The organism is Lysinibacillus sp. GbtcB16, assembly GCF_019091145.1.
In the GTDB taxonomy this organism is placed as follows: domain Bacteria; phylum Bacillota; class Bacilli; order Bacillales_A; family Planococcaceae; genus Lysinibacillus; species Lysinibacillus fusiformis.
In genome coordinates, this window is record NZ_JAGXJV010000235.1 from 1 (window position 1) to 317 (window position 317).

General features: G+C 36.6%; 1 pseudogene. It reads left to right on the forward strand.

Going from position 1 to position 317, the window contains the following annotated elements:
* Positions 1-317, forward strand: a pseudogene (locus tag KVT27_RS24110) (replication initiator protein A); the annotation flags it as partial.

Sequence of the window (317 nt, forward strand, 5' to 3'; positions counted from 1 at the left end):
GGCAAAAAAAGAACTACATGCTGCAGAATTACTAGATGAAGAGCCTGTAAAAGATGAACCCAACCGCTTATACGTATTAGAACCTGAACTTACAACAGATAACTGGACTTATATGTCTGAGCTGGAAGAGTTAAGAAAACAAAAAAGAGAAAAGAAAGCAGCACGTATCAAGAAACAAAAAGACAAGCAAGCCGCTGAAAAAGCTGAAAAACAACAAGAAGAAACTCCAGTACCAGTTGGTGACTTAAATAACTTTAGCCACCAGGAAAATAAGGGTTCTTCAAAAATTGGTGACTTAAATAACTTTAGTCACGTGA